Origin of the sequence: uncultured Reyranella sp., from assembly GCF_945957355.1 — a bacterium.
Classification (GTDB): domain Bacteria; phylum Pseudomonadota; class Alphaproteobacteria; order Reyranellales; family Reyranellaceae; genus Reyranella.
The window spans coordinates 1-24,840 of the sequence record NZ_CAMFKM010000007.1 but is presented as its reverse complement, the minus strand read 5'-3'; the positions used below and the strand labels follow the sequence as shown (position 1 = coordinate 24,840).

General features: G+C 62.0%; 21 protein-coding genes. 10 read left to right on the top strand and 11 right to left on the bottom strand.

The window, feature by feature from the left end; translation table 11 throughout:
• Window positions 1–3: 3 nt before the first annotated feature.
• A complete protein-coding gene (locus Q0Q48_RS13310) occupies window positions 4–3,381 on the top strand; it encodes a carboxyl transferase domain-containing protein (RefSeq protein ID WP_295138821.1) in 3,378 nt (1,125 codons plus the stop codon).
• Between the two features lie 139 nt (window positions 3,382–3,520).
• Here Q0Q48_RS13310 and Q0Q48_RS13305 read toward each other — a convergent pair whose 3' ends face one another.
• The 4 genes from Q0Q48_RS13305 to Q0Q48_RS13290 form a co-directional block, all read right to left on the bottom strand.
• On the bottom strand, window positions 3,521–3,970 hold the full coding sequence (locus Q0Q48_RS13305) for an OsmC family protein (protein ID WP_295138320.1): 450 nt from the start codon (window positions 3,968–3,970) through the stop codon (window positions 3,521–3,523).
• A 76-nt stretch (window positions 3,971–4,046) separates the two neighbouring features.
• Window positions 4,047–4,484, bottom strand: coding sequence for a DsrE family protein (locus Q0Q48_RS13300; protein ID WP_295138318.1), 438 nt, complete (start codon window positions 4,482–4,484; stop codon window positions 4,047–4,049).
• Window positions 4,485–4,498: 14 nt separating this feature from the next.
• The gene (locus Q0Q48_RS13295) at window positions 4,499–5,323 is read right to left on the bottom strand and encodes an alpha/beta hydrolase (RefSeq protein WP_295138818.1); all 825 of its coding nucleotides are present in this window, start codon (window positions 5,321–5,323) and stop codon (window positions 4,499–4,501) included.
• Between the two features lie 272 nt (window positions 5,324–5,595).
• Window positions 5,596–6,441, bottom strand: a complete 846-nt coding sequence (locus Q0Q48_RS13290; RefSeq protein ID WP_295138816.1) for an SDR family NAD(P)-dependent oxidoreductase — start codon at window positions 6,439–6,441, stop codon at window positions 5,596–5,598.
• A 327-nt stretch (window positions 6,442–6,768) separates the two neighbouring features.
• On the opposite strand from Q0Q48_RS13290, the gene Q0Q48_RS13285 reads away from it, so the two are divergent.
• The 3 genes from Q0Q48_RS13285 to Q0Q48_RS13275 are packed head-to-tail and all read left to right on the top strand — an operon-like array spanning window position 6,769 to window position 8,914.
• Window positions 6,769–7,572 (top strand): cysteine hydrolase, encoded by an 804-nt coding sequence (locus tag Q0Q48_RS13285; RefSeq protein ID WP_295138316.1) that lies wholly within the window; start codon window positions 6,769–6,771, stop codon window positions 7,570–7,572.
• A gap of 32 nt (window positions 7,573–7,604) precedes the next feature.
• On the top strand, window positions 7,605–8,585 hold the full coding sequence (locus Q0Q48_RS13280) for a zinc-dependent alcohol dehydrogenase family protein (RefSeq protein ID WP_295138814.1): 981 nt from the start codon (window positions 7,605–7,607) through the stop codon (window positions 8,583–8,585).
• 29 nt (window positions 8,586–8,614) lie between these two features.
• Window positions 8,615–8,914 carry a 4-oxalocrotonate tautomerase family protein gene (locus Q0Q48_RS13275; RefSeq protein WP_295138314.1) on the top strand — a complete coding sequence of 100 codons (300 nt, stop codon included), beginning with the start codon at window positions 8,615–8,617 and terminating at the stop codon, window positions 8,912–8,914.
• A 25-nt stretch (window positions 8,915–8,939) separates the two neighbouring features.
• On the opposite strand, the gene Q0Q48_RS13270 is transcribed toward Q0Q48_RS13275, so the two are convergent.
• Window positions 8,940–11,792, bottom strand: coding sequence for a winged helix-turn-helix domain-containing protein (locus tag Q0Q48_RS13270; protein WP_295138312.1), 2,853 nt, complete (start codon window positions 11,790–11,792; stop codon window positions 8,940–8,942).
• Between the two features lie 204 nt (window positions 11,793–11,996).
• Here Q0Q48_RS13270 and Q0Q48_RS13265 point away from each other — a divergent pair, with 204 nt between their 5' ends.
• From Q0Q48_RS13265 to Q0Q48_RS13255, 3 genes are all read left to right on the top strand, one after another.
• Complete coding sequence (locus Q0Q48_RS13265) at window positions 11,997–12,644, top strand: AraC family transcriptional regulator (protein WP_295138310.1); 648 nt, start codon at window positions 11,997–11,999, stop codon at window positions 12,642–12,644.
• On the top strand, window positions 12,641–12,958 hold the full coding sequence (locus Q0Q48_RS13260; protein ID WP_295138308.1) for a Gfo/Idh/MocA family oxidoreductase: 318 nt from the start codon (window positions 12,641–12,643) through the stop codon (window positions 12,956–12,958). The genes Q0Q48_RS13265 and Q0Q48_RS13260 overlap by 4 nt, the downstream gene beginning before the upstream one ends.
• Window positions 12,959–13,508: 550 nt before the next feature.
• The gene (locus Q0Q48_RS13255; RefSeq protein ID WP_295138306.1) at window positions 13,509–13,712 is read left to right on the top strand and encodes a hypothetical protein; all 204 of its coding nucleotides are present in this window, start codon (window positions 13,509–13,511) and stop codon (window positions 13,710–13,712) included.
• Window positions 13,713–14,106: 394 nt separating this feature from the next.
• On the opposite strand, the gene Q0Q48_RS13250 is transcribed toward Q0Q48_RS13255, so the two are convergent.
• A complete protein-coding gene (locus tag Q0Q48_RS13250) occupies window positions 14,107–16,245 on the bottom strand; it encodes a winged helix-turn-helix domain-containing protein (protein WP_295138304.1) in 2,139 nt (712 codons plus the stop codon).
• Between the two features lie 732 nt (window positions 16,246–16,977).
• On the opposite strand from Q0Q48_RS13250, the gene Q0Q48_RS13245 reads away from it, so the two are divergent.
• Entirely contained in the window at window positions 16,978–17,757 is a 780-nt protein-coding gene (locus Q0Q48_RS13245) for an alpha/beta hydrolase (protein WP_295138301.1), read from the top strand.
• Between the two features lie 20 nt (window positions 17,758–17,777).
• On the opposite strand, the gene Q0Q48_RS13240 is transcribed toward Q0Q48_RS13245, so the two are convergent.
• The 3 genes from Q0Q48_RS13240 to Q0Q48_RS13230 form a co-directional block, all read right to left on the bottom strand.
• On the bottom strand, window positions 17,778–18,185 hold the full coding sequence (locus tag Q0Q48_RS13240; protein WP_295138299.1) for a helix-turn-helix transcriptional regulator: 408 nt from the start codon (window positions 18,183–18,185) through the stop codon (window positions 17,778–17,780).
• A gap of 255 nt (window positions 18,186–18,440) precedes the next feature.
• Window positions 18,441–18,632: a transposase gene (locus Q0Q48_RS13235; RefSeq protein ID WP_295138297.1), complete on the bottom strand. Its 192-nt coding sequence runs from the start codon at window positions 18,630–18,632 to the stop codon at window positions 18,441–18,443.
• Between the two features lie 72 nt (window positions 18,633–18,704).
• Window positions 18,705–19,100 (bottom strand): MarR family winged helix-turn-helix transcriptional regulator, encoded by a 396-nt coding sequence (locus Q0Q48_RS13230; RefSeq protein ID WP_295138295.1) that lies wholly within the window; start codon window positions 19,098–19,100, stop codon window positions 18,705–18,707.
• Between the two features lie 1,011 nt (window positions 19,101–20,111).
• On the opposite strand from Q0Q48_RS13230, the gene Q0Q48_RS13225 reads away from it, so the two are divergent.
• On the top strand, window positions 20,112–20,720 hold the full coding sequence (locus tag Q0Q48_RS13225; RefSeq protein WP_295138292.1) for a hypothetical protein: 609 nt from the start codon (window positions 20,112–20,114) through the stop codon (window positions 20,718–20,720).
• 159 nt (window positions 20,721–20,879) lie between these two features.
• Here the strand turns inward: Q0Q48_RS13225 and Q0Q48_RS13220 are convergent, their stop codons facing one another.
• Together Q0Q48_RS13220 and Q0Q48_RS28700 are read right to left on the bottom strand one after the other, a co-directional pair.
• Entirely contained in the window at window positions 20,880–21,563 is a 684-nt protein-coding gene (locus Q0Q48_RS13220) for a recombinase family protein (RefSeq protein ID WP_295138290.1), read from the bottom strand.
• Between the two features lie 432 nt (window positions 21,564–21,995).
• Window positions 21,996–23,273, bottom strand: a complete 1,278-nt coding sequence (locus Q0Q48_RS28700) for a DUF6538 domain-containing protein (RefSeq protein ID WP_366915286.1) — start codon at window positions 23,271–23,273, stop codon at window positions 21,996–21,998.
• A 262-nt stretch (window positions 23,274–23,535) separates the two neighbouring features.
• On the opposite strand from Q0Q48_RS28700, the gene Q0Q48_RS13215 reads away from it, so the two are divergent.
• Window positions 23,536–24,777 carry a site-specific integrase gene (locus Q0Q48_RS13215; protein WP_295138289.1) on the top strand — a complete coding sequence of 414 codons (1,242 nt, stop codon included), beginning with the start codon at window positions 23,536–23,538 and terminating at the stop codon, window positions 24,775–24,777.
• Window positions 24,778–24,840: the final 63 nt, after the last annotated feature.

Below are 24,840 nucleotides of genomic sequence, written 5' to 3'. Positions count from 1 at the left end.
ACGATGACAGGACAGAAGTTGCTCGTCGCCAACCGCGGCGAGATTGCCATTCGCATCTTCCGCTCGGCTGCCGATCTCGGCATGGGCAGCATCGCGATCCATCCCGCTGACGACAGCGCCAGCCTGCATGTCGAGAAAGCCGATGCGGCGATCGCCCTGCCGGGCCGTGGCGTCGCGGCGTATCTCGATGGGGCAGCTATCCTGCGAGCGGCAAGAGAGGCGGGGGCGACGGCAATCCATCCTGGCTATGGCTTCCTGTCCGAGAATGCAGGCTTCGCGCGTGCCTGTGCCGAGGCGGGCATCACCTTTGTTGGTCCGACGCCTGAGATAATCGACCTGTTTGGGGACAAGCACCGGGCCCGGCAGCTTGCCGATGAAGTCGGTGTGCCGACCCTGCCGGGCACGGTGGCGCCGACGACACTCGCAGAGGCTCGGTCCTTCATGGACGGGCTCGGCGCGGCGGCGGCCGTGATGGTCAAGGCAGTGGCTGGTGGTGGCGGACGCGGCATGCGTCCCGTCCTGACGGCCGAGGGGCTGGAGGAGGCATTTGCCCGCTGCCGCTCGGAGGCGACCGCTGCCTTCGGTTCAGGTGATCTCTACGTCGAGCAACTCGTGCGTCAGGCGCGCCACATCGAGGTGCAGGTGATCGGCGATGGGGTGGAGGTCGCGCATCTGTGGGAACGCGACTGCTCGCTGCAGCGCCAGCGCCAGAAGCTCGTCGAATTCGCGCCCGCGCCGAATCTCGATGCCCGCGTACGGCAACAGGTGCTGGATGCCGCCCTGACGCTCGCGCGCGCCGCGAACTACCGCAGCCTCGGCACGTTCGAATTCCTCGTCGATGGCGCCAGCGGTGCCTTCTACTTCATCGAAGCAAATCCGCGACTTCAGGTCGAGCACACTGTGACGGAAGCGGTCACGGGCCTGGACCTCGTCGAGCTGCAGCTCCGGCTGGCGAGCGGCGCTACGCTCGCGGAACTTGGCCTTGCAGGCGGCGCTGGACCGGTCCCGCGCGGCATGGCGATGCAACTCCGCATCAACGTCGAAACGATGCAGCCCGACGGGACGGCCAAGCCCGGCGGTGGCGTCGTGGGCACCTACGAACCGCCCGGCGGGCCGGACATTCGCGTCGACGGCTACGGCTATGCCGGCTACGCGACCAATCCGGCCTACGATTCGCTGCTCGCCAAACTCATCGTCGTCGCCCGCAGCGGCCGCGTCGGGGATGTGACGGGCAAGGGCTACCGGGCCCTCTGCGAATTCAACATTGCCGGCGTGCCGACCAACATCGCCTTTCTCCAGGCTGTGCTGCTGGACAAGGGTGTGCGGGCGGGCGACCTCGACACGGGCTTCGTGGAGGCCAACGCGTCGGCGCTGATTTCCCTGGGTGCGGCCGCTCATCCGCGTCTGTACGCGACAGCGAAGGGAGATACGAAGCGGGGTGCCCGGGCAGGGGCCAAGGTCGACGCCGCCGACCCTCTCTCCGTCCTTGCCTACGGGCAGGCGACGCGCGACCAGTCGGGACCGAATGTCGGCACTACCGTCGGAGATGCTCTGCAGGACGGCATGTCAGGGGTTCGGACGCCGATGCAGGGCACTGTCATTTCGGTTGCCGTCTCTGTTGGAGATGCCGTGCCGGCGGGGGCCGAGGTTGTCGTGATGGAAGCCATGAAGATGGAACACGTCATCAAGGCGACCGCAGGTGGCATCGTCCGGGCCATTCATGTCGAGATTGGTGACGCTCTGTGGGAAGACCAGCTGCTGTTGACGCTCGAGCCGTCCGAGGTCGAGGCGCAAGTCCAGAGCGGCGCTGATGAGATCGACCTCGATGCCATCCGGCCGGATCTGGCCGAGATGCTGGCGCGCCGGGCTCTGACGCAAGACAAGAGCCGGCCGGATGCGGTGAAGCGCCGGCACAAGACCAGCCATCGGACGGCGCGCGAGAATGTCGATGACCTGATCGATCCTGGCACGTTCGTGGAGTATGGCCCCCTGGTCGTTGCGGCACAGCGGCATCGGCGGACTCTGGACGATCTGTTGACCCGCAGTCCGGCCGATGGCCTCGTCACCGGCGTCGGTCGGGTAAACGGACGCATGTTCGAGGCGCCGGCCACCGGCGTTGCCGTGATGGCCTATGACTACACCGTCTTTGCCGGGACGCAGGGCGTTCACAATCACTGGAAGACCGACAAGATCCTCGACATCGCCGAGGACGGGCGGATGCCATTGGTGCTGTTTGCAGAAGGCGGCGGCGGCCGGCCGGGCGATGACGACTATGGCGGCTTCATCCAGTTCGACACATTCCATCATTTCGGCCAGCTCTCGGCGCTGGTGCCGCTGATCGGCATCGTCTCCGGTCGATGCTTCGCGGGCAATGCGTCGCTGCTCGGCTGCTGCGACGTGATCATCGCGACGGCGGACACCACGCTCGGCATGGGCGGCCCGGCAATGGTCGAGGGCGGCGGACTCGGGGTGTTCGCGCCGGAGGAGATCGGCCCGATGTCGGTGCAGACGCGCAACGGAGTCGTCGACATCCTGGTCGCCGACGAAGCCGAAGCCGTTGCCGTAGCCAAGAGATATCTCGCCTATTTCCAGGGGCCTCTGAAAGAGTGGATCGCGCCGGATCAGCGGCGGATGCGCCATATCGTGCCGGAGAACCGGCTGCGCACGTACGAGGTGCGCGACGTGATTCACACGCTGGCCGACGAAGGCTCGGTGCTCGAGCTGCGCCGCGATTTCGGGCGCACGTTGGTCACGGCGTTGATCCGACTGGAAGGGCGGACGGTCGGTGTGATGGCCAATGATCCGAAGCACTTGAGCGGCGCGGTCGATTCCGACGGATCCGACAAGGGCGCGCGGTTCATGCAGCTCTGCGACGCTTATGACATCCCGCTCGTCAATCTGTGTGACACGCCCGGCATCATGGTCGGCCCGGAGGCCGAGAAGACGGCCCTGGTTCGCCATGCGGCGCGCATGTTCCTGACCAGTTGCAACATGACCGTTCCGTATTTCACGATCGTGCTGCGCAAGGCTTACGGCCTGGGGCAGAGTGCGATGGCCGGCGGCAACTACCGCGCCCCTTATTTCTATGTGTCCTGGCCGACCGGCGAGTTCGCGCCGATGGGCATCGAGGGGCAGGTGAAGCTGGGCTATCGCGCCGAGCTCGCGGCCATCGCCGATCCGGAGGAACGCCTCGAGTTCTTCGAAAGCAAGGTTGCGCAGGCCTATACTGCTGGAAAGGCGTTGAATCGCTCGACCAATTTCATGCTCGACGACGTAATCGATCCTGCCGAGACGAGGCCCTGGGTCGTCAACATGTTGGCGGCGATCCGGCCGGGCCCGGCACGCGCTGGCAAAAAACGCCCGATGGTCGATTCGTGGTGATGGTGGAGTGATCCGGTCGGCAACCTGACCTCTTCCGGGAACACAGAGCGGGGAATTCAGGCACCTGGGCCAGGAATCAACTTGGCTCCTGTAACGCGGATGGTGGAGGTCCGGCCCTCAGAGCAAGAGAAGCTCGTGCTCACTCGTGCTTCAGAACGCGGCCGTCGGGTGCGGCGACTGTAACCGTCAGCGGGATGCCGGACTTCACACTCTGGGAGACCGTACAGAAATCCGTAAACTGGGCGAGGGCGCGGTCGAGGTGCGCAAGCGTCTCGGGCGCAACGCCCAGCGTCAGACTGACGTCGATGCCGACGACCCGCAGCCTGTTCCGATCGTTGCGACCGATCCGGCAAACAGCGGTCGCCGTCAAATGGCCAGGATCTTCCTTGAACTTCCCGTGCGCAAAAACGAGGCTGGCGGCAAGGCAGTTGGCGACGCTGGCCGCAAGCATATGCGACGGCGACGGTCCTTCGCCGTCACCAAGGGGCGCGGGTTCGTCCGCGACCGACGTCGGCAGTCCGGAGCCGTAGTCGACCAGAAACCGGTACTTGTCTTGTCGGGTGATCGTAACGGAGATCTGGTCGCTCATTCTCGTGCCCTCCTCGACGGGAACCAACCTGCCAGATGATACTGGATGGCGCCAGCCGGCTCAGCCCTTATCGAGCCTACTCCGTGATCTTTACGAAGCCTTGCTGAACGAGCTGGATCGTTCGGGCCATGGCGTCCGTATTGATCTTCACGCCGGGTAGCAGGTCGGCGTTGCCCCAGCCATTCGCCTTTGCGGTGGCGCCGCAAAGCTCGATCTTCACGCCGCCGTTCATCAGCGCGAAGACGAGCTCCTTGTAGGGATTGCCCGTGGCAATGTGCCGGGCTGCATCGTAGGCAACGTCGTGAAGGGTCACATGTCCGGCGTTCGTGTGAAACACTGCAATGACCTCGGACTGTGCACCCCAGTCGATGATGTCGGCCACTATGAGTTGCAGGTGGAAGAGCGAGGCCGGCAGGTCTCCCTCGAACGCCAGGCCGCCGATGCTGTGCACTGATTTTACCTGCTTCAGTGCGACGGGAATATCGACGGTGATTGGATTCGCTGAATTCGACATGTGCTGACTCCTCTTCAGGTGCGCATGAAAGCCAGGAGATCGGCATTGATGATCTCCGGATGAGTCGCGAACATGCCGTGCGGCAGACCCTTGTAGGTCTTGAGCAGGCCCCGTCGAAGCAGCTTTATCCCGAGGTGCGCCGAATCGGCGATCGGCACGACCTGGTCGTCTTCGCCGTGCATCAGCAGGACCGGCACGTCGATCTGCCTGAGATCCTCGGTGTGGTCGGTTTCCGAAAAGACTTTAACGCAATCGTAGTGGGCCTTGGCGCCGCCCATCATCCCTTGCCGCCACCAATTGCGGATCAGCCCCTGGGAGACATTCGCCCCTGGGCGATTGAATCCGTAGAAGGGGCCACTCGGAACATCGAGATAGAACTGCGCGCGATTGGCGGCGAGTGCCGCCCGATATCCGTCGAATACCTCGATCGGGGTGCCGCCCGGGTTACGCTCGCTCTTGAGCATGACCGGAGGAATGGCGCTGATCAGCACGGCTTTGGCAACCCGGCCTTTCCCGTGTCGTGCGACATATCGGGCCACTTCGCCGCCGCCGGTCGAATGGCCGACATGGATGGCGTTCCGAAGGTCGAGTGCCGCCGCCAGCTCAGCCATGTCGGCGGCATACGTGTCCATGTCGTTGCCCGTGTGCGTCTGCGTGGATCGGCCGTGGCCGCGGCGGTCGTGGGCGATGACGCGGTAGCCCTGAGCGAGGAAGAACAACATCTGATTGTCCCAATCGTCGCTGCTGAGTGGCCAGCCGTGATGGAAGACCACGGGCTGCCCGGCGCCCCAGTCCTTGTAGAAGATCTGCGTGCCGTCCTTCGTGGTGAGATAGCTCATCGCATGTCCTTTCGCGGATCCGAGTGAACGAGAGGTACCCGTCTGTGCCTCGGGGCCAATCATCGGCAGGGCCGCCAGCGCTGCAGCGGAGCCGGCGATCAACAGGTTCCGGCGCGAGAAGGGCTTTTCGTGTGCGCTCATGGCTCTTGCTCTCTCGTTACCCGACGATCACCGGTGTCAGAGTGATCCGCGCCGCTTCGCGGGTCTTGTGAGCTCCTGCTGCTGATTGGAAGGATGTGCCGCCCCGACGTCTCCGCATCCGTGCAGGGCGATCATGTCTGCGGTGTCATCAGATCCAGCGCCAGCTCCCACAACCGTTCCGCATTGGAGCCGTCGAGCGCATAGGGGGCGACGCCGGCGAGCGCCGCGCTCGGGCGCTCGTTGCACACTGGCGCGACATTGCAATCCTCGAAGTAGCGACCGCTGACGCCTTTGAGCGCCGGTGAAGCCGCCAGCAGGACCGAAGTCGCGGCTCCCTGTCGTAGCGTCTTCCGCAGGGCCTCCGGGGTGCGCAAGCCGCCCGTGTAGCGCTGCAGGTTTGTGGCGATGGCGCCCGGGTGCAGGGCGTTGGACGTGATGCCGCTCCCGGCCCATCGCTGGGCTATGCCAACGGACAGCAGGATGCAGGCCGTCTTGGACTGGGCGTAGGCAAACAGCGGATCATAGGGGATAAAGCGAAAGTGAGGGTCGTCCCAGAGTACCGGGCCGAACAGGCTTCCCGTCGAGCTGACGCAAACGACGCGGGCGTCACCGGCCTCCGCAAGATGCCGGTGTAGACCCAATGTGAGTGCGAAATGTCCCAGGAAGTTGGTGGCGAACTGCATCTCGCAGCCCTCCGGCGAGCGCTCGAGTACCGGCAACGCCATGATCCCGGCGTTGTTTACCAAGGCGTGAAGAGGACCCTTCCAGCCGTCGATGAAAGCACGAACCGAATTGAGGTCTGCCAGATCGAGGGCGCGCGCCTCGATTGCATCGTTCGCCGTGCTTTGCCGGAGGGCCCCGACTATCTCCTCGGCCTCGCGAAGCCGCCGCGCGGCAATCGTGACGGAGGCCCCTGCGGCGGCCAGGCTGCGCGACGTCTCCAGGCCAATGCCGCTCGCTCCTCCGGTGACGATCATCGCCTTGCCGGTGAGGTCGACGCCCTGGAGAACATCGTCAGTCGTCGTCAAGAATCCAAATTGCTCAGTCGAGGACATGCTGCTTTCTCCGCCGCAGGACGGTTCCCGTGCACGCCAATGCTTGCTGGCGGGTGGCGCTGGGTCTTGGCGCCTCGTGCTGACGATTGGATGGAAATGCGGTCGTCTGCGGCGCCTGTTCCAGCAGTTCCTTGCAAATCCGGGCAGGGATCCCCAAGCCGCAGTCCGCTTCATCGTGACAATGTCTCGTCGCCCTGAAGACGAAGCTGCCGCCTCGCGCTGTGGCCTCGAACCACCGGAGAGTCAGTCATGACACGCCAATCCGCCAGCGGCCCGGAGCCGCAAGTCCCCGAGAGACTGTCGCGCCGGAATTTTCTCTTCTGCTCGGCAGTCGTTGCCGTCGGCATTGCGTCGGCGGAAGCTCTCGCCCAAGCGCCCGCGCGCGCCGCCGGAATGCCGGTCAGTGTGAAGGACACGGGCGTGGTGTTCATCGATCCCCAGAACGACGTGCTGAGCCCAGCCGGTCGCGCGTGGGGTGCCACCGGCGCCAGCGTCACCGAGAACCGCACCGTCGAGAACATGGAGCGTATCTTCAAGGCTGCCAAGGAGCGCGGCTACGACGTGTTCATCTCCCCGCACTACTTCTTCCCGACTGACAAGGGCTGGAAATTCAATGGTCCGCTGGAGACGGACGAGGCGCGCGGCGATGTCTTCCGGAGAAGCGGTCAGCTTACGCTTGAGGGATTCAAGAATTCAGGAGCCGATTGGCTCGATCGGTTCAAGCCCTATATCGATGACGGCAAGACCGTCGTTGCAAGTCCGCACAAAGTGTTCGGACCGCAGACCAACGACCTGGTCCTGCAGCTGCGCAAGCGTGGGATCTCGCGCATCATTCTGGGCGGGATGCTGGCGAACATGTGCGTCGAGTCGCATCTGCGCGAACTTCTCGAACAGGGCTTCGAGGTTGCAGTCGTGAAGGACGCCGTTGCCGGTCCGCGCCATCCCGAATGGGGGGATGGCTACCAGGCGGCACTGATCAACTATCGTTACCTCGCCCATATGGTGCCATCGACCGACGAGGTGCTCGACCTCATGCGTCGTGGCGCCGGCTGAGGCGCGGGGCTGAAATGACGAAGGCGCCAATGATGCAGGCGATGGTGCTGGAGGGCGTGGACGCGCCCTTCCGGCGAGCCACGGTCGACCGGCCGAAGCCGGCAGCCGGTCAGGTCCTGGTGCGTGTTGCGGCGAGCGGCGTCAATCCGCTCGACCTCAAGATCCGGCACGGCCAGGCACCACATGCCAGGCACCCGTTGCCTGCGGTGCTGGGATTGGATCTGGCGGGGACAGTCGAAAGCGTGGGCGCGGCTGTCACGGCGTTCAAGCCAGGCGACGCAGTCTATGGGCTTGCCGGAGGTGTCGGCGGTCTCCAGGGCTCGCTGGCGGAGTTCATTGCAGTCGATGCAGATCTGCTCGCGGTAAAGCCCAAGGCTCTTGATATGCGAGAGGCAGCGGTTCTGCCCCTCGTCTTCATCACCGCCTGGGAGGGACTCGTCGACCGTGCGCGCGTTCGTGCTGGACAGAAAGTGCTGGTGCAGGGCGCCGGGGGCGTTGGCCACATGGCCATCCAGATCGCCAGGGCGTTCGGCGCCGAGGTTTATGCCGTGGACAGCGCCGCCAGGCGGCCGGAGATCGAAGCCGAGAACGCGGTCGCAATCGACTATCGACGCTCGACCGTCGACCAGTATGTCGACGAGCATACAGGAGGAGAGGGCTTCGACCTGGTCTACGACACCGTCGGCGGACAGGCCCTGGACGCATCGTTTTATGCCGTTCGCCGCTTCGGACATGTGGTCAGCTGCCTTGGCTGGGGAAACCATGCATTGGCGCCGTTGTCCTTCCGTGCGGCTACCTATTCCGGCGTCTTTACTCTGTTGCCGATGCTGACAGGGCGGGGACGCGCCCATCATGGCGAGATTCTGCGCGAAGCGGCGAAACTTGCTGATGCGGGAAAGATCAGACCGCGGTTGGATCCGCGCAGGTTCGGGCTCAGCTCGATTCTCGACGCCTACGGTGCGATCGAAGACCGTAGCGCCAAGGGCAAGGTCGTGGTCGATGTCGCCGAATGAATGCCTCTCTCCCTGGAAAGGAACTCGTCATGCCATTCGTGAACGTCAAGCTGGTGGAAGGTGTCTTTAGCAGCGAAGAGAAGCATGCGATGGCCAAGGCTCTGTCCGATGTCATGGTCAGGTTCGAGGGATCGGAGGCGTTCCGCGAGGTGGTTTGGGTTCTGATCGAGGAGCTTCATCCCGACGGTTGGCATATTGGCGGCCGGCCCTTCGAAGGGCCGAAATCACTCATGGAGACTCTCGGCAAATCCAAAGCGGTGTACGAGGCCATCGATGGCAAGCCGACGACCCGTCAGGAATTCTCCGATGCACTGCCAGTCAGGTCGTGAAGAAGAAGCGCGGCCGAGTGCCGCTTCACTTTCGAGTGGCGGCAAGGCCGGCGAGCATGGCGTGGGCTGCGCGTAGGTCTCCCGTGGCGAATCCCTCGCTGAACTGTGCGTAGACCGATGCCAGGAGCCGCCGCGCTTCGGCGGCCCGGTTCTGCGTCACCCGCAGGCGCGCCAGGCTCATCGCGGCCCGCAGCTCCCAGGAGAGAGCGCCCTGCTCGCGCGCCGCCTCGAGCGCCTGCGCAAAGCAGTCCTCAGCCAGGCTAGCCGAACGGCTGGCCGGCGGATGCCCCAGGATCTCACCCTTGAGACGCAGGAGCTCCGGCATGCACCAGCGTTCACCCTCCGCCTCCATCTTCGCGAGAGCCAGTTCGATCGTGGCGAGGGCGTCGGTGAGGCGGCCCTGTCCGGCCAGGGCTTCCGCGAGGGCGCCTTGGAATTCCGGGTACCAGGTCGTGCCGCCCAGAGCGTCGGAGGCGGCGAGCGCGTCGGCGAGCACCGCCGTGCCTTCTGCAAACCGGCCCTGCCGGACCATGACGTGGCCGGTCACGCAGCTGGTCAGGGCCTGCCAGAACGCGACGCTGTGGCGCCTTACGATGTCGGCCAGCTCCGTCGCGGCCTTCTCCGCCTGGTCGAGATCGCCGGTAAGAAGCGCGAGCGGACAGGCTGCCATGTTCAGCGCGTAGCAGAGCGTGAGCTTGTGCTCCGTCAGGCGAGCGGCTTCAACGCAGGCGCGGGCGTTCTCGAGCGCCTGGTCGGGGAAGCCCTGTATCCAGAGCGCGCGAGCGAGTATCGATTGGGCGAGAACGCGCTGGTCGTAGTGGAACCACATCGCGTGCCGGTGGTCCGTTGGAGCAACGTAGAGATCGCGCACACGCTCGAGATGCTGGCGCGCCTGGGGCTGCTGGCCGACATGATGCAAGGTCGTGCCCAGCAATCGATCGCCGACAAGTCCTTCTGCAGTCCGACCCGCGCGCCCGGCTATTCGTGCAAAGCGTTCCGCAAGGGGCTGGGCTTTGCGCATCTGGCCGCTGTTATAGCGGAAGCTCCACATCGCCCAGAGCGCGCGAAGCTGAGTGTCCTGGTCGTCCTGTCGTTCGGCGGCCTCGAGCGCCCTGGCGAGAACGATGCCCGTGCGCTCGACCGTTCCCGTGCAGTGATAGAGCGCGGCTCCCAACGACATATGCAGCATCAGATCCGAGTGCTTGCTCAGATCTGAGCGGCTCTCGAGGTCTTCCAGGGCGCGCTCGACCCGCTCGCGGCACTCCGCGATGAGCGATGCGCCGATCCATACGGCCGCATAGGCGGCAGTCAGGACCACGCCGACCGAGCTATCCCCACGAGGCGAGAAGGCCCAGTCGAGAGCGGCGCGAACGTTGTCCATTTCACGCTCGAGCAACGCCATGTGATCGGCAGTCGACCCCGATTGGGCGGCAGGCACGGCGCGCTGGGCGAGATCGCGATAGTATTCGGCATGGCGCCGGGCGGTCGGCTCGGCTTCCCCGAGGGCAACAAGTTTTTCAGCCGCGTAGGCTCGGGTCGTCTCCAGCAACTGCCACCGGCCCCCTGAGGTGGAGGTGGCCTGCGATATGAGAGACTTGTCCAGAAGGGCCGCAATGTCCGTCACGGTTGAAGACAGACTACCGAGCGGCTGTTCGGCGACGGCCGCAGCGGCTTCGAGCGTAAAGCCGCCGGCAAAGACGGACAATCGTCGCAGCAGGCGTTTCTCGACCTCGGAGAGGAGCTCGTAGCTCCAGTCGAGAGCGGCGCGGAGAGTCTGGTGGCGCGGCAGTGCCGTCCGCCGTCCCCCCGTGAGTAAAGCGAAACGGTCGTCGAGCCGTGCCGCCACTTGCTTCAGGCCGAGCGTAGCGGTCCGGGCCGCGGCAAGTTCGATCGCCAACGGTATGCCATCCAATCGACGACAGACGGCCGCCATCATCGGCAATTCGTCGGCCTGCGGCGAGAAAGCCGAATGCAATGCCTTCGTTCTCGCAACCAGGAGCTGGACGGAGCTGTAGCCAAGGACATTGCCTGTCCCGTCCTGGCGGTCCGGCACGCTGAGCGGCGGCACGCGGTGGACGCGCTCTCCATCGATCCTCAGGATTTCACGACTGGTGGCCAGGATCGTGATCCGAGGGCAGTTGTTAACGAGAGTCTCCACGAAATGTGCCGCTCGGTCGATAAGGTGCTCGCAATTGTCGAGTACGAGAAGCAGGCGCCGTCCCCCGATGGCTCGCGCGATGGAAGCGGGTGATATCTCGCCGCCCATCTTCAAGCCCAGGGCGGCCGCGACCGCCGTTGGGATCAGGTTTGGATCGGAAAGCGAGACAAGCTCAACGAACCACGCATCCCCAGCGTATTGCTGCGCCAGATCGTGGGCGACCGCCAAAGCCAGCCTGGTCTTCCCGATCCCTCCCGGTCCGGTCAGCGTCACGATTCGATAGGCCGACAGGAGATCCTTGAGCGCTTTCCTGGCTTCAGTGCGTCCGATGAGTCCGGGGCCGGGATAGGGGAGGCCGCCCTTGAGGAATCCCTCCATCGGCTGCTCACGCCCGTCGATGTCGGTCGCATCGCGCTGGCGCCATTCGCCCGACAGTCGGTAGCCGCGCCCGGAAACCGTCTTGAGCATTCCGCGATCCGTCCCGAGCGCCTTGCGTACCGCCGAGATGTGAACCTGGAGCGTGTTCTCCTCGACGACGGCTCCGGGCCACACCTGCGTCATCAGAGCATCCTTGGTGACCAGCGTACCCGCCGTGCAAACGAGAGCTCCAAGAACCTCGAATGCCCGGTCGCCGATCCGCACAGGAATGTTGCGCGCGCGCAGCTCGCGCCGAGCCAGATCGACCTGCCAGTCGCCGCATTCGAAGACGCTGCTGCGCATCACTGCAATGTCCCCGCGGTTCTCCAATGACAATTGATTTTGACGGGTTTCGAACTCTGCCGCCACTTGCGCAGGGGGCGTGCGAGCTGGCGAATAACCATCAGATGCCTATGGGAAAGCGGCATCATCTCTTCAGGATTCTTCAGGAACGCATCAGGGATTGTGTGCTGCCGGCGCCTCATGCTGTGGCCAGAAAGGTGAAGCATGAAGTCCGGCACATCGCACTCACACTCCCCGAATGTCACCGCGCCAGGTGACCTGTCGGGATATCAGCAATGGACGAGTAGCCTCGCCCGGTTGCTGGAAGCCGCCAGACAGGAGCTGGAAAACGACCAGTGCGCCGCCAGGGCGCTAATTGTCGAAGCTGCTGCCATGCTACGCGCAGAAGTGGACCGGTCCGGCAACTCGGGTGGCATCGGTCCTTCGGGTCTGGCGGGCTGGCAGCGACAGCGCATCCGGACCTACATCGAGGAGAACCTCGATCAGAGGATTCATGTGAGAAGGCTAAGCGAGATCGTGCGCCGCAGTCCGGCGCACTTCTCCCGGGCCTTCAAGCGCTCGTTCGGAGCGCCACCGCATGCGTACATCGTTCGCCGCCGGCTCGAACGGGCAATTCACCTGATGTTGGACAGCGATGCATCATTGAGCGAAATCGCACTGACCTGCGGATTCACGGATCAGTCGCACCTGAGCAATCTCTTTCGACAGCATATCGGGGTCAGCCCCGCGAGTTGGAGACAAAGCCGCCGGCAGGCCAATCCAGTCCCCGCCACCGCCACCGCCACCGAAAGCTTTTCATTCCCTCTTCTGCGCACCATCGCGAAGGACGGCTACCTTGGAGGCCGGCCATGAGCGCCCGGCGTATTAGGGTAGGCATCATCGGTGTTCACCCCGAGAAGGGCTGGGCGACGACCGCGCATCTACCCGCTTTGCGTCAGTTGCCCCAGTTCTGCCTTTCCGCAATCAGTCATCATCAGCGTGATACCGCAAAGGCGGCCGCGGAATTGAATGGAGCGCCGCACTACTTCGACTCGGCGCAGGAGCTGGTGCATCACCCCGATGTCGATCTCGTCGTGGTGGCCGTGAAGGTGACGCGTCACAAGGAAATTGTTCCAGCGCGCTGCAGGCCGGCAAGGCAGTGCTCTGCGAGTGGCCACTCGCGATGAACTTGCCGGATGCGGTTGCGATGCGCGACTGCGCTCGGGCAATGCGCGCCACCACGGCGGTCGGTTTGCAAACCCGTGCCACTCCCGTATTCGCCTATCTCCGATTGTCGCCGGAGAGCCGTGTACAAAGAGTTGCCTGCTCGAAAGGTCGAGTTCGACTTGCCTGGTTTCGTGACATCGTCTGGGATGTTGGCCGGTCAGGACCACGTCGGCCCGCGCCAGATGTTCCGGCCTCGCAGCGCCAGCATTGACGGCATTTATGCACGGCTGCCAGGCAGCACGAATACTGTTCCATGCGGGAGGCGGTAGATCAGCCGCCTGGTTCTGGGCGATGGCCAACTGTCGTGGCCGGGGCGCAACTACGTCTACGCCTCACCCCTCCATGCCCTGAATAAAACAGCAGGCGAATGGAAATATATGACGTTGCGGACGGGTATCTTTCGGATCGGCCGGCTATGTCGTTTCCAACATTGGCGGTGGGGTCACGATTCTGCGTCCGGACGGTTCGCGCATCGAGGCCGGCGAAGGGTTCGGCGCGCCTGGCCCTGGCGTGGCCACGACGAAGGACGGCCGCGTGTTCGTGGTCGATTATGGCGGAACAACGGTGCGGGAAATCCTGCCGGACGGCCAGTCCCAGGTCGTTGCGGATGGGCTGCGTAGCCCGGTCGGCTTGGTGGTCGCCCCCAACGAAGCATCCTTGCTCACCGCCGCCTGGGGCGATGGAGCGATCTATCGGATTCCATTGCCAAAGTAGAAGCGACGATCCGTTATGCCGCGTGATGGAGTGCGGCAACCGGCGGGCGATATCGCGTCCCAGGGGCAATCGGGGGAGGGAGAAATGGCGGACAGGGCGGGATTGCCCATAGTCAGCGGCAAAAGGCCGGAAAATCAAGCTTTTCAAGAGCTGCGCTTGTACTAGTTTGTACCACAGCTATGCCCAGGTATGCCAACCCTGAGCTGTGCAATACGGGTATGGGCCGCCCACCCACCACTCGCGACGAAGGCCACGTGGAGGTAGCCGCCGTGCCCATCGGAGCGACCCAAGAGGCGGCAACAAGGCCACCGGATGGGGGATCTAGGTTGCTCCTAGTGTAGCCATAGACGGCAGAAGGCCAGGCGAGCTGGCGCACGATCAGAAAGCGCCACCCTCAACCATTATCATCGGGCAGGTTAAGCCGTCGTGACTCATTTGCGTCAAAGTAGGTTCGAACCGCTTCATCTGTGATTTGAAATTTGCGACGCTTCTCCTCCATCATGCGATTCACGAGTCCGCGTTCTTCCATAATCTTTCCGCGCTTACCTACTAACTGGTAAGAGCAGTCCAATTCTCCAGCAATCTCCGCTGCCGCCAAGTTGCGCTTCTCGCTATAGAGCGCTTCCAAGATTCCCAATTCTGTGGGTGGTAATAGCAACTCGTCATTTATATTTTGGAGAACTTGCTCGTACTTCTTCGACAAGTTTGTGACCGAGCAGGTTCCCTTTTTGCAGCTAGGGCAAAGCATATCGAAGAGTCTTAAGCTCTCTAGCCGATCAATGCCGTGGACGGCATCACAAGTGGAGCATTTAATCTCCTGGTTGCGCTTCAAATAGTCGGCGATGATTGGGCCGTAGTCGAAGATTCGCTCGACAAAGTACAGTCTGAATTCCCGCTGTCCCTCTGGCCTTCCGAACTCAATTGAGTATCGATTACAGAGGCCGTAGTTAAGTGCGTAAACTGAAACTTGCCGGCCGTCGCGATCTTTCATCTCGAAATACTTCGTCAAGAAAAAGTTTAACTCTAGGGTGGAGAGAATGCCCTCTAGACCCGAGACGACATGGAAGTGGCTCGTGGGCGGTCGTCCTTCGATGAGAGCGAAAACTTTCGAACTATGATTTCTCAGTTCCCTTGCCTTCGTGACGAATGCTTCAAGAAGTTCCTTCAGACTGAAGACAGAGGATCTCTCCGCGAAGCTCTCATGCCTAAATTTTTGCACACCAAAGTACGGTTCAATTTTTTCTTCATAGTACTTTGCGGCGGCATCTCTTACGGCGCGAACCCTGATCTCTTTGCCGTAAGCGAGATGAGAGTCACGCAAATTGTGTAAGACGTGGCCCAGATTCCTAGGATTTCCTACGGTGGCGTAGAAGAGGTGGCGGTAAACGGTATCAACGTCGGATTCCGCAAACTTTTTGAGCGTCGAATTGCAATAGTATTTGAGCCTGTTGTTTATGAGCCTGGATGTAAACTCGATGGCCTTTTCTTCCATCGTGTTTACGTCATTGCCACCATACAACTTAAAAAGATCCAAATAAATTTCGTCGATCTTCGTCCTATCGATTTGCCCATAGTAGACTCGGTTGGGATAGGCCGCGACCTTGAACTTGATAAGTTCATGGGACCAGTTGTTTAGCGGAGCCAAGATTGTGTCGACAAATACCGCCATTGCATCGGGAGGCAACTCAGAAAAATCGTCTATGAATATGTATAGATGCCGTATTCCCATGGGCGCCAACAAGTCGGCAACCTGCTTCATCACTCCCGTAATATTAAGATTTCTCAGTAGGATCCGGGAGTATGTCTGCTCTTGATTAGATTCTCTCGAAGCAGTATCGGCGATTTCCGCGCGGGCAGATGCTTTTGCCGAGGCATCGATTGGGCCAATGCTCCCCTCAACGGATGCACCTATCTTTGTTTCTGCTGCTTCTTTTTCGAGGTTTCCCTTCTTTTCAGACAACGCACTAATGCCAGTGACGTCGGTGAAATCGTCGGCGAAGGCTGTTTGAAGAATATCGTCCAGAGGCTCGAAAACTTCTGCTCTTGACTTGCCAACTGTACCTTTGAGCCTCTCGAAGAGAGAGCTGTCGATTTGCTTCTGAATTTCCGTTCTGATTTCGGTCAGTACCTCTCGGATGAATGCTCTATACAAGAGCAACCGCCGGATCGTGTTTTCAGACAGTGCATTATTGGCTGTGCTGATCTTCTGCAGGAGTGCGGGGTCAACCTCTGCTGATTCGTACACAGTCTTGATGTCAATGTAAGAAGAGAGTGAGCTTTTCTGCTTCCTTATCTCATGCTGCGCCCGCTGAAAGACGGTGGATTTACCGGTCCCTTTTCGGCCAATAAGAATGGTTGTGCTTTGACGCAGGACGGTCTGCAATACTCCGTCTTCCGGCAGTGGATCCACATACAACTTCTCGATCAGCGGCCGGTTAGTGTCAGAATCACTGAGTTCGGCACGGCGATAGAGTTTGAGCGACTGCGCAGCTTCGGCAAAAGCTTTTAGGTCGTCCGGTTTCCAAGTTGGCATTATGGTATGGGTCCATTGTTATTGGATCCAGAATGCACCCCGTAGTAGCAAAATAGCAAGCACGGGATCCATTAGTCCGCCCCGAATAGCTCCCGCGTAGCGCGCACTTTGCAGCTCTCAATATCCCTCAAGTAGACCATCGGATATCCCACGGGCGTCTCCGCGCTCTCCTCCCAAGCCATCACGATCATATCCCGCACCGCCGTTGCGCCAGCCGCGAGCCTTTCAGACGCGAAAGCCGCGCCCCGCTGAGCGCCTCGCTTGAAGCCTCCGTCCTTCTCTAGAGCGTACAGAGGGCCGACTTGGGCGAGCGAAGCGAGGAGCAGGGCCTTGGTTTTGTCTTCGATTGAGCAGCCACAAGGCTGATACGGACCGACCTCAGCGGCCACCGCCGAACGCGACAGGTTGCGCTTCACGAACTCGCCTTCGAAGTACGCATGAATCTTCTTCGTGGTGTATCCCGGAGACCCATTCGTGTCCCGTGGCGCCCCAAGCAAGGGCGGCGGTGGAGGTGCCGAGGAAGAGCCCGAAGCTAAGTAGCCTGCGCACCAGGGTCCGCCGTGTCATCATTTACTAGAGTCTCCCCCAAGACCGTCCAGTGAACGGTTAGCGGCTACGTTTGTCGAGCGCATTGAGTGGCGCGCTGGAGACACCGCCGCACGCCTTGCGCTTTGGTTGTCCACGCGCGTGTCGTGTCATATCGTTCAAAGCCGCTAGAGAGGGGAGCACGCCATGTTTTTGGACATTGGGGGCAACAAGGTCTTCACACTGAGTTTTGGGAGTGGACCGCGAACAATTCTGGCGCACAGCGGATGGGTCGGGAACTTCGAAGACTGGATCGGAGCGCTTGCCCCGTTGAGCGAGACATGGCGGACCGTCGTTTATGATCATCGCGGCACAGGCGAGACGACCGCCCCGGTAGAGGCCATCACGCACGAGGCATTGGTTGAAGATGTCTTCGCGGTCATGGACGCTCTCTCAATTGAGAAATGCGTTCTCGCTGGCTTCTCGCGTGGCGTGATGACTGTCATGCGGGCCGTCCTTCGTCATCCCGAGCGGTTCGAAGGCTTGATCCTGATGAATGGGACCGGCGAAGTGCAACTACCAGGCGCTACCCCGACACCGCGAGTGCCGCCATCGAAGTGGCCCGGAGAGACTCATCGAGAGCGCCTCAAGTGGTTTATCGACCGAAGCACGCCGGAGCTCGATGTGGAGCACGTTAGGCGGTGGGGGATAAACATCCTGTCGCGCGCCGAGCCGGAAGCCGCCGAGAAGATTATGACGATGCAGTGGGCAAGCACAGTCGATTGGGCGAGCGAGCTTCCGAAGCTACGCATTCCAACCCTTCTGCTGCACGGCGAGAAGGACTTCCTCGTTAACATCGAGACGATGCGCTACATCAAGTCACTGATTCCAGAGAGCAAGCTCGTCGTTCTAGAAGGAGCAGGACACATTCCGGCAATGACGCGGCCAATGGAGGTTGCCGCCGCGATCAGTGACTATTTTCAATAGCAAATCTAGAATTGAACCAACTACTTGCCGGCGAGGGCAACTACCAAGTCTGACAAGCGCTTCCGCTTATTCGCGTCCTTGATCATATAGTAGGCGCGAACTAGCTGGAGCGTCTCTCGCTTCGTGAGGAGCGCGCCTTCTTCGTCCGCGTGCTTGGTACTCTTTGGGCGGCCCACCTTGCGCTTCCCTGAGGTGGCGGCCTCTGCGCCCAGTCCTTCGAAGAAGTGAGTAACTGGCAAATCGAGCACGTGTGCGAACTCGAAAAGTCGACTGGCGCTCACGCGATTTGAGCCATTCTCGTACTTCTGAACCTGCTGAAAGGTCATCCCCACGGCTCTGCCGAGAGCCGTCTGGTTCATGCCCAGAAGCATCCGCCGCTGGCGAAGGCGTTGACCGACGTGAATGTCTATGGGGTGGGAGCGCGCCAAGTGAGGTCCTCTTGCTAAAGCGCGATAATCGGCCGTATGCGTGCCAGCGGCAAGACCAAGCCACCTGTGGAGCGATAGGGGCTAGCCCGGATGTCTCACGGAGTTGAGTAGCTTGGGTGGCTTCGAGGATTGCGCGTCGTTGGCGTTGATGAGGCAGGGCGGGAGCGTTGTTGGGGATAGTCTGGGCGAGTTCGGTCATCCGCGCCGAAGCGGAGTTGGCAATCATGATGTCGGCTTTGCGCTGTCTGGTTCGTGTCAGCGCTGCGTGCCGAGCGCGGCGTAGGCGAGCGCCCAGTCGCGCTGGCGGGGGTGGCTCGATGCCATGGCAATCCTGACGCGGCGGACGGAGATGCGGACCAGGGCGGCGGCCTTGAGGAGTTTGAGGCGGATCGAGCCGCAGGTCGCATCGGCGAGCTTGGTCGCCTTGAGGCCGATGCGCTGGAACACACCGCCCAGAGAAGCGCTCCGGCACTAACGAATTGGCTAAGTTTCATCTCCCTCCCCCTAGGGCTATGCGAGCTAGCGTCCGGCGGCGAGCGCTGCCCGCATCTCCGCCACCAACTGCGATCCCCTCGGAGTTAGCGCGGCGAGCTTCATGCGAGCGCTTGCCGGATGATCGACCTTGGAAATCAGATCGGGAGGAGGGCCGAGCGTCCTGCCGTAGGAAGTTGAGCCCGCTCCCAAGTTGTCGAGCCCGACACTTACGCCCGCTTCCGTGACGTTCAGCAGCTTGGCTATTTGTCGTGGGTTGATCGGCGACCGCGCCGCGACGACCAAGAGAAGTTGGAAGGACAGGAGCGAATTGCTTCTGCAATAGCGGCGGTAGGTATCTACGCAGCGAACGAGCCGGTCTAGGGAGGCGTCGGGAGAGCCCCACGAGGAAAGCGCTGGGGAAATGTCTGTTCTGTCGGGCATGGGCGCTGCGTATCAGGTGGCAGACAATGTGTCTATACACGCGACGCGAGCGTCGAGGCTGGAGAGCAAAAGTCCCATAGGCTCATTGAACGTCAGGCGTTCACGCCTTTACGGAGGTGAGAGCTAGGGGTGACCGGCGCTACAGTGTTTGGGGGCTATTCGAGCGGCCCTGCGCGCTTCTCTCCAGGAATTCCCATGGGGCGGCGGTTGGGGAAAAGGCGCAAATAAATATGGGCATGGAGCGAAGGGAAGTTAATGGCCGCTATGTAATTTACCGCAGGAAATGCAGCGATACTTAGAGGCCGCTGTTTTTAATTGCCGTGACGCCGCTCCATAGTCTCTCCGCCGCGTCGCGATAGTCGCGCCGTGGACGAGCAAGAGAGATCGGAGATACAGATGCGAGAGATCGTCTATTTTAACGTATGGGGTTTCGAGTTGTTCGTGGGCCTGACCGATTGGTCCTCGCGCCTGGATCGGATTGAGTCCGGGCGCGGGTTCATGTGGAAGCGGCTGTATATGTGTTGGGACAGCCCGTGGAGCCAGCCCGCGAGGTAGGAGCGGGCCACGAGGGAATGCGTAGCGGGGTCATTGGCGGATCGCTGGTGGCCCCGTTCTACTGTCTGGGCGCGGTGGTTGTGCTAGCGTAAGTAGTTCGCCAGTAGCGAGGGGAGGGGCTGTTGGGGCGGTTTGGTGGGGTAATCGCGTGTAGCGTATTCGGCTTGCTGGCGGCGTGTGCCGCGCCCGAGCCCATGGATACTCAAGTGATGCGCTGGGCGAAACCCGGAGCGAGCTACGATCAGTATATGCAGGAACGCTACGTGTGCGCCCAGGAGGCAAGCCGGCAGCGTTCCAGCGGGCAAGCCAATGCTTATGGGGCGTCGTCGCAATCACGGCCCACAGTCAGCCTCAGTCTGTTCCGGGCGTGCATGGGCGCGAAGGGGTGGCGGCAACGCCCCGATGGGTACAGCCCACCGCCCGGCGATACAATCATGATGGAAGATTGAGCCAGCAATGCTCGACCTTAAGAAGCCTCTAGACGGCGTTCCAGGGCTTCTCTTGATGGGTGCCCTGATCTTCTTCGGCGCAACCGTCGGAGTGGCTGTGGCGCTCGCGTTGTCGTGGGTAGACATGAAGGACTCTATCGCGAATTTCCTCGGGGGCGTCGTGGGGGCAGGCTTGGGCGCGGCGCTCGCGGTCTTGGGGGCGGTGTACGTGCAACGCCGCGATATGCGCGGGCGGGTTTCTCACATCATCAACGTAGCGAACGCCAGCCTAAGGGAATTGGATCAGCATCTCGAATTCTTCGAATCGTTCTTAACGCAGATGACGCCCGTGGCCGAACCGCGAGATGATCATTTGCAGATAGCGGGGCGATTGCTGGACCTTATGAGCGCAGATATTAAGGGCGTTCCCAGCCTTGCAGAGCTGCCGGAGGAATTGTTTGAGGCCCTAGCGCAGTTGCGGGCGGAACTGCCGAAGTTTGTCCACGATGCCGAGAGCTACCTGGAGATGTTCGAACTATTGCGTGGGCCGGTGGCTCTGTACGACCGCTTGCGTCGGGAGTTGAAGCAGAGGCGGGCGGAGGTGGCCGGGCTTTTGAAGGGGCTTCGCGACCTCTAGGCCCACCCCCAGCCCCTTTGCGGGTGCCGAATGGCGTTGGGCCGGCTCGAAAAGAACTGATCTCTGCTAACTTGCACGTGCTGAGTTCGCGAGCATTCCTCTTCTGATCATCATTGATTGAGCCTGAAGCGCCTACGTCGTCCGCACCGCCTCTACCCCCTAGGTGAGTAAATCGGAAGCCCCCGGAGAGGCGTTCATCTCCGCCCTGATCCGGGCGACTGTGCCGGAGCCTACCCCGAACTCAGCAGCAATCTTGTGCTTGCCCTTGTCGCCCTTCGCGATGGCCGCGCGGATAGCCGCTTCAAGTCGCTGGCGTTCCCTGGCCTTCTTCTCGTTTTTCTCGCTTCCCAGCCTCGGACGCCCCAATGTCACTCCCCGGGCGCGCGCCCGGTCAAGGCCAGCGTTCACTCGCTGTTTAATCATGTCGCCCTCGAACTCCGCGAACGCTCCCGTGATGTGAAAGAGCAGCTTCCCGCCTGCCGTCGTGGTGTCGAGCGTTTCCCCGTCGCCTCGAAACTTCACGATGAACAGGTCCACTCGGCACGCTTTGAGGTGTTCGATGGTCTTCAAGAGGTCCCCGAGGGATCGCCCGATGCGGTCCAGGGCGAAGACCATGATTACGTCAAAGAGCCCACGCTGGGCATCGTTGAGCATCCGGTCGAACTCGGGACGATCCTTCCTGCCCTTTGCTCCGCTTATGCCCTTGTCGCTGTAGGCCGTGACGATCTCCCACTCACGATGCGCCGCGACCGCTTCTAGGGCTTGCCGTTGGTTCTCGACGGTCTGCCGGTCGGTCGATACGCGGAGGTACAAGGCGGCTCTCTTGGGCTTCTTCGGGGCCATGGCGTTCTCCTAGATCAGTGCAACGGTAGTGCCCGCATCCTAATCGACAGGATGGGCGGAAAACAATTGTAAACCGCCCAAGCCAAACGGCGAGATGCACCCATTGAAATCATTGAGGTTTTCCGGGGAGGTTTCGGAGGGGTTTTCTGCCCAGCCCTCTAGGACCAAGTCGGGCCGGCGCGCACTCAAGTGGAGGCCGGTGCCAAGGTAGGCATGAATGTAGCCGTGGCGGCCTCATGGATTGCCGCGCGAGGGTCGTTGTCTGCCTGAGTCACTTTGACTCACCCCCGCCAATGTTAGCGGCAACTAAGCGCTTGGGCGGGGTGGCGAGAGACGTCGGGGGAGTGCCGGGAGAGGCCCGCGAGGGTCAACGCGGGAGCCTAATAGGCGCAAGGCCCCTAGAGGGGGGGTGGCGGCGCGGCGCGCTGGCGCTTAGGGGGGCGTGAATATCCCAGGCTGGAAGCCCGGTGAAAGGATCGGAGTCACATCGGAGCCTAGGATTGAGAGGCAGGGTCGCTGGGATGGGCTACTTGAAGATGAATAAGCCTGAGGAGCCCGCAAGGGCGACGAAGGCTGCCTCAGCGTTGGCTCCCCAGGCACGGGCTTAATCAAGTAGACCGCATACTTCAATTGGACCGGACAGTATCCGAACACAGCCAATGTCAGGTCTAAAGCCGTCGTATGCCGGCTCTCCGCCACTTCGCGTCCGAAGCGCTCTCCAAGGCCACGCACAAGCCCGGCAACCTGACTCAGTGAAGGAGGATCGGTGTATCCGTTGGCCTGCAAGCTATCCAAGAAGGCAACAGACGCCGCATAGACCTGAAGCGCGGGTAGCGTGTCGCCTGCGTAGGCGAAGCCGAATGTCCGATCAAAGTGTGCGTGCGCCAGCACTCCACTCATGGCCGGAACTTGGCGGCATTTGACGCGTAAGGGCAGAAGCTTAGCGGCTGAGTCCGTCCGTATGATGACACCTTGCTTTCCGGCGGTGCTAATGCGCGTATCCGCAGCGGCCCATAGGACCTGCCCCTCGCGCCAAATCGCTACAACGGTCATGGCTTGGCCTCCGACACCTTGGCGAGCGTTCGGGCGAGCATCCGGATAGCGCGCAAGCATCGGGCTATCGGTGAGGTCTCCTCGGAAGCGCCTCTGGAGGTCCGCTAGAGCACCGTCGATGGCGTCGCGCGCTGCCTCATAGAATGCGCTTCGGTCACTCGCTCCAAGGCCAATGCGCTTCTCCGCGAGGAACTCCCCGACAAACTTCACGACGATGCCTTGTTCAGCCGGAGGGGTTCGGAGGCGGCGGCCCCATTGGAGCGCGTAGCGTTGTGCCGTCCACGGTTCCGAGGCGGCTCCCCAAGGGCCGTTCGGCGCGGTCTTGGAGAACGCCTCATCGGGGGCGGGGGAAGCGGCATAGCGTTCTAGGAGCCACCGCCAGAGGTCTCCCGCGAGCGCGTGGAGATCACCGGGAGTGACCGCGATTGTTTGTACCTGTTCGGCCTCCAAGGTCGGTACAGGCGGCGCTTCGAGGCGCTCAATGAGAGCATCGTACTCACCCGCGATTGCGGAGTGCCGCTTGCGCCCTTCGCGCGCGTCGCTCGTATTGAGTGAGCGTTTGAACTCGCGCATTCCGGCGGCCTTCCGGAGGTGCTCCGGGATAGCCTTGCGGAAGTAGAGCTTGCCTGTCTTCGGGTGCCGCCAGGGCCGCGCCATGCAGAGAACCGTCACGACTTTGTACCACTCCTTTGTACCAGCGCGGCTCAAAGAGTGTCGAGAAAGCCTGAAGTTCCTTGATTTACGGGCCTTTCGGAGGCCACTGGCGGACAGGGCGTCCGCCAATCCAGTGACCGCCGCCGTCCGCGGGCGGCCGAATAGTCCCGTTTTGTAAGGATTATTCCCCGATATCCGTCCTTGCCTGTCCGTCCGCGTCCGCCTATGTACCCACCATTATGGTGGGTAAAATGGCGGGTAGGCCTTGGCGCGCACTCTTCACAATCTGAAGCCCATCACCCTGTCCCGGCCAATGAAGCCGGGTTACCACGGCGACGGTGGTGGCCTTTACCTCCAGGTCACATCCGCAGGGGCCAAGAGCTGGATTTTCCGCTTTGCACTGGCCGGGCGTCGCCGGGAGATGGGCGTCGGCTCCTTCCCATCCATCAGCCTCGCGGCAGCCCGGGAAGCGGCCACCAAGGCGCGTGCGCTGGTAAAGGCGGGCAAGGACCCCATTGCCGTGCGTGAGGCTGACAGGGCTCAGGAACGTCTGGAGGCGGCACAGGGGGTGCTCTGGAGCGACGCCGTCGACCAGTTTCTGGAAGCCCACACGGGCTCCTGGCGCAACAAGAAGCACCGCCAGCAGTGGCGCAACACGCTGGACGCCTACGCCACCCCCACTTTGGGGCCGCTATCCGTTGGCTCAATCGGCACACCCGAAGTCATCAAGGTGCTGGAGCCGATTTGGTACACGAAGCCCGAGACGGCTTCGAGAGTGAGGGGCCGAGTGGAACGGATCCTCGATTGGGCGAAGGTAAAGGGCTACCGGACGGGCGAGAACCCGGCTCGGTGGAGGGGGCATCTCGACAAGGTGTTCCCTCCAAAGGCCAAGGTCCGGAAGGTGAAGCACCACTCGGCGGTGCCGATCGACGACCTGCCCGCAGTCTATGCCCGTCTTTGCCAGTCCAAGGGCATTGCTGCCAAGGCTGTGCGGTTCGCTATCCTGACGGCTACGCGGCCCGGTGAGACCGCTGGGGGCCTGTGGTCCGAAGTCGACCGGAAGAATGCCTTGTGGACCCTACCGCCCGAGCGGATGAAGGCAGACAAAGAGCACCGCGTAACCCTATCTCGCGAAGCCTTGGCGATCCTGGACGAGATGGCCGAAGTCCGAACCGGCAAGCATTTGTTCCCCGGCCACAAGTCGAAGCGGCCCCTGTCTCTGACGGCCCTTTCCAAGGCCTTGGAAGCTGCCGGCGGCGGCGATGCCACGGTACACGGCACGGCGCGCAGCACGTTCAAGGACTGGGCGTCAGAGCGAACGTCGTTCCCGTCTGAGGTGTCCGAAATGGCCTTGGCTCACTCGATTGGCGACCGAGTCGAGGCCGCCTACCGAAGAGGCGAACTCCTGAAGAAACGGGCGGCACTGATGCAGGCGTGGGCGAATTTTCTGACTGCCGAATCCAAGGGGAAGGTAATCCCCATCGGCCGGCGCGGGCGTGCGGCATAGAGTAGAATCGACATCGACGCGGCTAGGGCGACGGCCCGAAAACCTCCTCCGCAGAGGCTGCCG

Coding starts and splice junctions, on each gene's coding strand:
- Q0Q48_RS13310 (WP_295138821.1), top strand. CDS start 4: ATGACAGGACAGAAGTTGCTCGTCGCCAACCGCGGCGAGATTGCCATT.
- Q0Q48_RS13305 (WP_295138320.1), bottom strand. CDS start 3,970: ATGAGCGACCAGATCTCCGTTACGATCACCCGACAAGACAAGTACCGG.
- Q0Q48_RS13300 (WP_295138318.1), bottom strand. CDS start 4,484: ATGTCGAATTCAGCGAATCCAATCACCGTCGATATTCCCGTCGCACTG.
- Q0Q48_RS13295 (WP_295138818.1), bottom strand. CDS start 5,323: ATGAGCTATCTCACCACGAAGGACGGCACGCAGATCTTCTACAAGGAC.
- Q0Q48_RS13290 (WP_295138816.1), bottom strand. CDS start 6,441: ATGATCGTCACCGGAGGAGCGAGCGGCATTGGCCTGGAGACGTCGCGC.
- Q0Q48_RS13285 (WP_295138316.1), top strand. CDS start 6,769: ATGACACGCCAATCCGCCAGCGGCCCGGAGCCGCAAGTCCCCGAGAGA.
- Q0Q48_RS13280 (WP_295138814.1), top strand. CDS start 7,605: ATGCAGGCGATGGTGCTGGAGGGCGTGGACGCGCCCTTCCGGCGAGCC.
- Q0Q48_RS13275 (WP_295138314.1), top strand. CDS start 8,615: ATGCCATTCGTGAACGTCAAGCTGGTGGAAGGTGTCTTTAGCAGCGAA.
- Q0Q48_RS13270 (WP_295138312.1), bottom strand. CDS start 11,792: ATGCGCAGCAGCGTCTTCGAATGCGGCGACTGGCAGGTCGATCTGGCT.
- Q0Q48_RS13265 (WP_295138310.1), top strand. CDS start 11,997: ATGAAGTCCGGCACATCGCACTCACACTCCCCGAATGTCACCGCGCCA.
- Q0Q48_RS13260 (WP_295138308.1), top strand. CDS start 12,641: ATGAGCGCCCGGCGTATTAGGGTAGGCATCATCGGTGTTCACCCCGAG.
- Q0Q48_RS13250 (WP_295138304.1), bottom strand. CDS start 16,245: ATGCCAACTTGGAAACCGGACGACCTAAAAGCTTTTGCCGAAGCTGCG.
- Q0Q48_RS13245 (WP_295138301.1), top strand. CDS start 16,978: ATGTTTTTGGACATTGGGGGCAACAAGGTCTTCACACTGAGTTTTGGG.
- Q0Q48_RS13230 (WP_295138295.1), bottom strand. CDS start 19,100: ATGCCCGACAGAACAGACATTTCCCCAGCGCTTTCCTCGTGGGGCTCT.
- Q0Q48_RS13225 (WP_295138292.1), top strand. CDS start 20,112: ATGCTCGACCTTAAGAAGCCTCTAGACGGCGTTCCAGGGCTTCTCTTG.
- Q0Q48_RS13220 (WP_295138290.1), bottom strand. CDS start 21,563: ATGGCCCCGAAGAAGCCCAAGAGAGCCGCCTTGTACCTCCGCGTATCG.
- Q0Q48_RS28700 (WP_366915286.1), bottom strand. CDS start 23,273: ATGGCGCGGCCCTGGCGGCACCCGAAGACAGGCAAGCTCTACTTCCGC.